Below are 5,331 nucleotides of genomic sequence, written 5' to 3' on the forward strand. Positions count from 1 at the left end.
GGGTCGAGCCGGCCGGCGCCGGGGATGGCGCCGACGGCGAGCCGGTCGGTACCGGTGACACCCAGCCAGCCGGCGGGCCGCCCTCGGGAGCGGTCACCGTCGAGGCCGATCCGCCGTGGGAACAGCCGGCCGCGCCACCGGCGGCGACGAGCACCGCCGCGACGAGCAGTCCGGCCGTCCGTGGCGACCCAGACCGTGGCGACCCAGACCGTGGCGACCCAGACCGTGGCGACACCCTCGCCCGGCCCGCGAGGCCTGGACGTGACGAGAACCTCACTCGTAGCCGTTGCATGGCGACCTCCCTGCGTGATGACGTCATCCCTCTCCTGCCCGCTGTCACCCTCCGTGACACCCAACGGATGACACCCGTGGAGCCGGCCGTAAGACCACGCCGTGATCTCCTACCGAAGGCCACTTCGGGTCTGGACCGTCCGGCGGCCACAGGCCATCGTGAAACGGACGGGGAACCCGGCGCGTTGAACCCGAAGGACGGGGTAAGGGCAGCGCACCGGCCGCCCCGCACCGACCGGAAGGGATCATGAAGGACTCCGACGACGCCGGATGTAGTTCCGGCCGACCCACGTATGCGCCGACGGGGGTCGACCGATGATCGAGGCGCTGCTGTTGTTGCTCGGGTTGGCGCTCGTCGCCGCCTGCGGCGTGTTCGTCGCCGCCGAGTTCGCGTTCATCACCGCCGACCGGCCCTCGGTCGAGCGTGCCGTCGAGAAGGACGTGCGGGGCGCCCGCGGCGTCCTCGCCGCGTTGCGTACCCTCTCGACCCAGCTCTCCGGCGCCCAGCTCGGGATCACCGTGACGAACCTGGCGGTCGGTTTCCTCACCGAACCGGCCGTCGCGTCCCTGCTGCACGGGCCGCTGCGGGCACTCGGGGTCTCCCGGGGTGCCCTCGGCGCGCTGTCCGTCACGGTGGCGATGGTGCTCGCGACCGCGGTGACGATGGTGTTCGGCGAGCTGGTGCCGAAGAACCTCGCGCTGGCCCATCCCCTCGCCGTGGCCCGGGCGGTGCAGGGGCCACAGCGGGCGTTCACCCGGGCGGCGGGCGTGCTCATCCGCTCGCTGAACGCGACGGCGAACGCCCTGCTGCACCGCCTGGGCATCCACCCGCAGGAGGAGCTGGCCTCGGCCCGTTCGGCGCAGGAGCTGTTCTCCCTGGTCGGACGGTCCGCCGAGCACGGGACGCTGTCCCGGGAGACCGCGACCCTGGTGCAGCGGACGCTGCTGTTCGGCGACCGCACCGCCGAGGACGTCATGACCCCACGGATGCGGATGCGCACCGTCCACGCCGACGAACCGATCAGCGAGGTCATCACCCTCACCCGGCGCACCGGGCACTCCCGCTACCCGGTGCTCGGCGCGGACAGCGACGACGTCGTCGGCGTCATCCACATCAAGAACGCGGTCGGCGTCCCCGAGGACGCCCGGGAGACCACGCCGGTGCGCGAGGTGATGGTCGCGCCGGTCACCGTGCCCTCCACCCTGCTGCTCGACCCGCTGCTGGAGACGCTGCGCGCCGGCGGCCTGCAGATGGCCATCGTCGTCGACGAGTTCGGCGGGACCGACGGCCTGGTCACCGCCGAGGACCTGATCGAGGAGATCGTCGGCGACGTCGTCGACGAGCACGACCGGGTGTCGCCCCGCGCGCTGCGCCGCAGCGACGGGAGCTGGCTGCTGTCCGGCCTGCTGCGCCCGGAGGAGGCCGCGAACATCACCGGTATCGACATCCCCACCGATGACACCTACCAGACCCTCGGTGGCCTGATGGCCCGCGCGCTGGGCCGTATCCCCCACGCCGGGGACGCCGCCGCCGTGGCGGGCGTGCGCTACACCGTCGAGCGGATGGACGGCCGGCGCGTCGACCGGATCCGGCTGAACCCGGTCGCCCCGACCGGTGTCACCACCCTGGAGGACTCCCGGCAGGACGGCCAGCGGGCGCATCAGGACGAGGCGCTCGGTCGGGGGGCGGGCCGATGAACGCCCTGCTCGCGATCAGCGCGACCGTTCTGCTGCTGGTACTCAACGCGCTGTTCGTCGGCGCCGAGTTCGCCCTGATCTCGGCCCGGCGCTCCAGCATCGAACCGATGGCGCAGGCCGGCTCCCGGCTCGCGAAGATCACGCTCGGGGCGATGGAGAACGTCTCGGTGCTCCTCGCCGGGGCGCAGCTCGGCGTCACCGTCTGCACGCTCGGACTCGGCGCGCTCGGCGAACCGGCGCTCGCGGATCTGCTGCACGGCCCGTTCGAGGCGATCGGGCTGCCCGGCGCGCTGCTGCACCCGCTGTCCTTCGCGATCGCCCTGGGCGTGGTGACCTTCCTGCACGTGGTCGTCGGTGAGATGGTCCCGAAGAACATCGCGCTGGCGCTGCCGGACCGGTCGGTGCTGGTGCTCGCGCCGCTGCTCGTCGGCTTCGTCCGGCTCGGCAAGCCGGTGATCATCCTGCTGAACGCGGTGGCCAGCCTGTCGCTGCGGGCCGTCGGCGTGGAGCCGAAGGACGAGGTCGCGAGCGTGTTCACCCGCGACGAGGTCGCCGGTCTGGTGGAGGAGTCGCACCGGGAGGGCCTGCTCGCCGAGGACGAGCACGAGCTGCTCACGGGCGCGCTGTCGTTCGATGAACGCACGGCGCGCAGCGTGCTGCTCGCCCCCGAGGGGCTGGTCACGGTGCCGACCACGATCACCCCGCGGGAGTTGGAGAACCTCGCCGCCGAGACCGGTTTCACCCGCTTCCCGGTTCTCGACGACGCCGAGGAGATGACCGGCTACCTGCACCTCAAGGACGTGCTGGAGACCCGCGCCGAGCGGCGCGCCAGCCCGGTCGCGGCCAAGTGGGTCCGGCCGTTGGCGCATGTCGGCGCGGAGGACAGCCTGCGCACCGCGCTCGCCACGATGCAGCACTCCGGCGCGCACCTGGCCCGGGTCACCGGCGCCGGTGGCGCGGTGCTGGGACTGGTCGCGCTGGAGGACATCCTCGAGGAGCTGGTCGGCGAGATCCGCGACGACGCCGTCCGCGGCGGCACCCGCCACCGGCGCCAGCCCGCCTGACCCGCCTGACCCGGCAGGCGGGCGGGCGGGCGGACCGGGCCGCGGGTCGGTCAGGGGCGGCGCGGGTCGCGGGCGATGACGACGGCCATCGACGGCGCCCACCAGTAGCTGCAGTCCGCCGGCGGGCGCAGACCGTCCACGATCCGCACCGAGAAGGACCGGAAGTGGCGCAGCAGCGCGCGCTGATGGCGCCTCGACAGCGAGTCGATCTCGTTCGAGTAGTAGGTGAACGCGCCGCCGTCGGCCAGGTGCTCGGCGGCGTGCGCGAAGAAGTGCTCGGCGAACGTCGCGTCGCGCAGCACGTAGGTGTCGACCTCGGACTCGTCCATCGGGTAGGTGTCGAACAGCACCCCGTCGAAGCGGCCGAGCCCGGCCAGCGCGTCCTGCCAGCGGCCAGTGACGATCTCGACGCCGCGGCGGCCGTCGGCCCGCGCCCAGTGCCGCCCCGCGGCGGCCGTGTCCGGGTTGGCCTCGACGATGACGTGGCGGCCCGGGCCACGCTCCTGGACAAGCCCGGCGGACAGCCCGAGCCCGAAACCGATCTCCAGCACGCTGCCGCCGGGGACGGTGACCGCCTCGGCGAGCGCGCGCATCAGCGGTTCCTCCCAGGTCTGCATCACCTCCTGGCCGGAGACCAGCAGCGTGCCGTCCACGATCGTGGGCGCGGCCTGGTCGATCGCGGTGTCGATGCGGGGACGGGCGGCGCCGGGGACCATCGTCGACGCGGCCGCGTCGAGCGCGCCGAGGTCCGCGACGAACTCGTCGAGGGCACGGTCGAGCAGGAACTGGCGCGGCTCGTCGGACATCGAGGCGAGCGGTGACGACCCGGCCGGCGTAAGCGTCACCTCAAAGCTGGCATTGCGGCGAAACACTCGACCTCCCACAACATCTCCCGCGCTGCGTCACACAATAGTTACTCTCGTCACCGACGACTGGAAAACGCGGGAGCCCAACGCGGAGGGCCAGGCCGGCGCAGCCGGACCCGTGCCGCCCATCATCAGCGGCCGCGCGTGTCACCGGTGCGACAAAGGCGGGGCTCGTTACCCGTACCACCTGCTGGTATGAAGAGGTGGTTCAGAGTGGCACCATGGGCCTACGGCCCGGATTTCGGTACTGGGACATGCGGGGCCACACCGGTCGCCGCGGGAGTGGGGCACGGGTGGCGGGGTCGGCACCATCTCCGTTGGCCGGGAACACCGCGCGCCCGCTGCAGCCCGACGACCCGCGCCGGCTCGGCTCCTACCAGGTCATCGGCCGGCTCGGCCAGGGCGGCATGGGAACGGTGTTCCTCGGCCGCGCGCCCGACGGCACCGCCGTCGCGATCAAGGTGATCCGGCCCGAGCTCGCGCAGCGGCCGGAGTTCCGGGCCCGCTTCGAGCGGGAGGCCGAGAGCGCCCGGCGCGTGCGCCGCTTCACCACCGCCGCCGTCCTCGACGCCGACCCGCACGGCCCGCAGCCGTACCTCGTCACCGAGTTCGTCGAGGGCCCGACCCTGTCGCGGCACGTCTCGATCCGCGGCCCGCTGCGCCCCGCCGACCTCGAACAGCTCGCCGTCAGCGTGACGACGGCGCTCGGCGCCATCCACGCCGCGGGCATCGTCCACCGCGACCTCACCCCCGGCAACGTACTGCTCTCCCCGGTGGGCCCGAAGGTGATCGACTTCGGCCTGGCCCGGGAGTTCAACGCGGACACCGAGCTGAGCCGCAACGTGCGCCAGGCGATCGGCACCCCGGGCTACATGTCCCCGGAGCAGATCCTCGACTCGCCGATCACCTCGGCGGTCGACATCTTCGCCTGGGGCGCGATCATGATCTTCGCTGCCACCGGGCAGCCGCCATTCGGCACCGGGCGGATGGAGGCGATCCTCTACCGGATCATCAACGAGCCGCCGCGGCTCGACGGCGTCAACGCGGAGCTGCGCGGTCTCGTCGAGGTCGCGATGGCGAAGAACCCCGCGGACCGCCCCAGCGCGGAGGAGCTGCGCACCGCCCTGATCGGCGGCGGGACCCTGCCGCCCCGCACAGTGGTCCCGCCCCCCGGGACCGGCCCGGGCGCGGCCGACGACCGTCCCCGCCGGTGGGGACGGCGCGGCCGCGGCGCCTCCACGAACACCACACCGCCCACGAACACCACACCGCCCACGAACGCCCCGACCACGAACGCCCCGACCACCCACGCACCGACCACCCACGCACCGGCCTCCAGCGCTGCGGTCAGCAACACGCCCACCGGCTCCGTGCCGGCTCCGAACGCGGCCGCCGGCCCCACGCCCGGCAGC

Annotated in this window: 5 protein-coding genes; 3 read left to right on the top strand and 2 right to left on the bottom strand. The window is 73.3% G+C overall.

Features of this window, described 5'->3' with window-relative positions:
• Positions 1-356: hypothetical protein (locus MXD58_RS19060; RefSeq protein WP_250609665.1), on the bottom strand; the 356-nt coding region annotated here is incomplete at its 3' end.
• A 250-nt stretch (positions 357-606) separates the two neighbouring features.
• On the opposite strand from MXD58_RS19060, the gene MXD58_RS19065 reads away from it, so the two are divergent.
• Both MXD58_RS19065 and MXD58_RS19070 read left to right on the top strand, forming a co-directional pair.
• Positions 607-1,989 (top strand): hemolysin family protein, encoded by a 1,383-nt coding sequence (locus MXD58_RS19065; RefSeq protein WP_248839067.1) that lies wholly within the window; start codon positions 607-609, stop codon positions 1,987-1,989.
• Entirely contained in the window at positions 1,986-3,053 is a 1,068-nt protein-coding gene (locus MXD58_RS19070; RefSeq protein ID WP_248839068.1) for a hemolysin family protein, read from the top strand. The genes MXD58_RS19065 and MXD58_RS19070 overlap by 4 nt, the downstream gene beginning before the upstream one ends.
• A gap of 50 nt (positions 3,054-3,103) precedes the next feature.
• On the opposite strand, the gene MXD58_RS19075 is transcribed toward MXD58_RS19070, so the two are convergent.
• A complete protein-coding gene (locus tag MXD58_RS19075; RefSeq protein WP_248839069.1) occupies positions 3,104-3,925 on the bottom strand; it encodes a class I SAM-dependent methyltransferase in 822 nt (273 codons plus the stop codon).
• 311 nt (positions 3,926-4,236) lie between these two features.
• On the opposite strand from MXD58_RS19075, the gene MXD58_RS19080 reads away from it, so the two are divergent.
• Positions 4,237-5,331: serine/threonine-protein kinase (locus MXD58_RS19080; protein ID WP_250609666.1), on the top strand; the 1,095-nt coding region annotated here is incomplete at its 3' end.

Origin of the sequence: Frankia sp. AgKG'84/4, assembly GCF_023242965.2 — a bacterium.
In the GTDB taxonomy this organism is placed as follows: Bacteria; Actinomycetota; Actinomycetes; order Frankiales; family Frankiaceae; genus Frankia.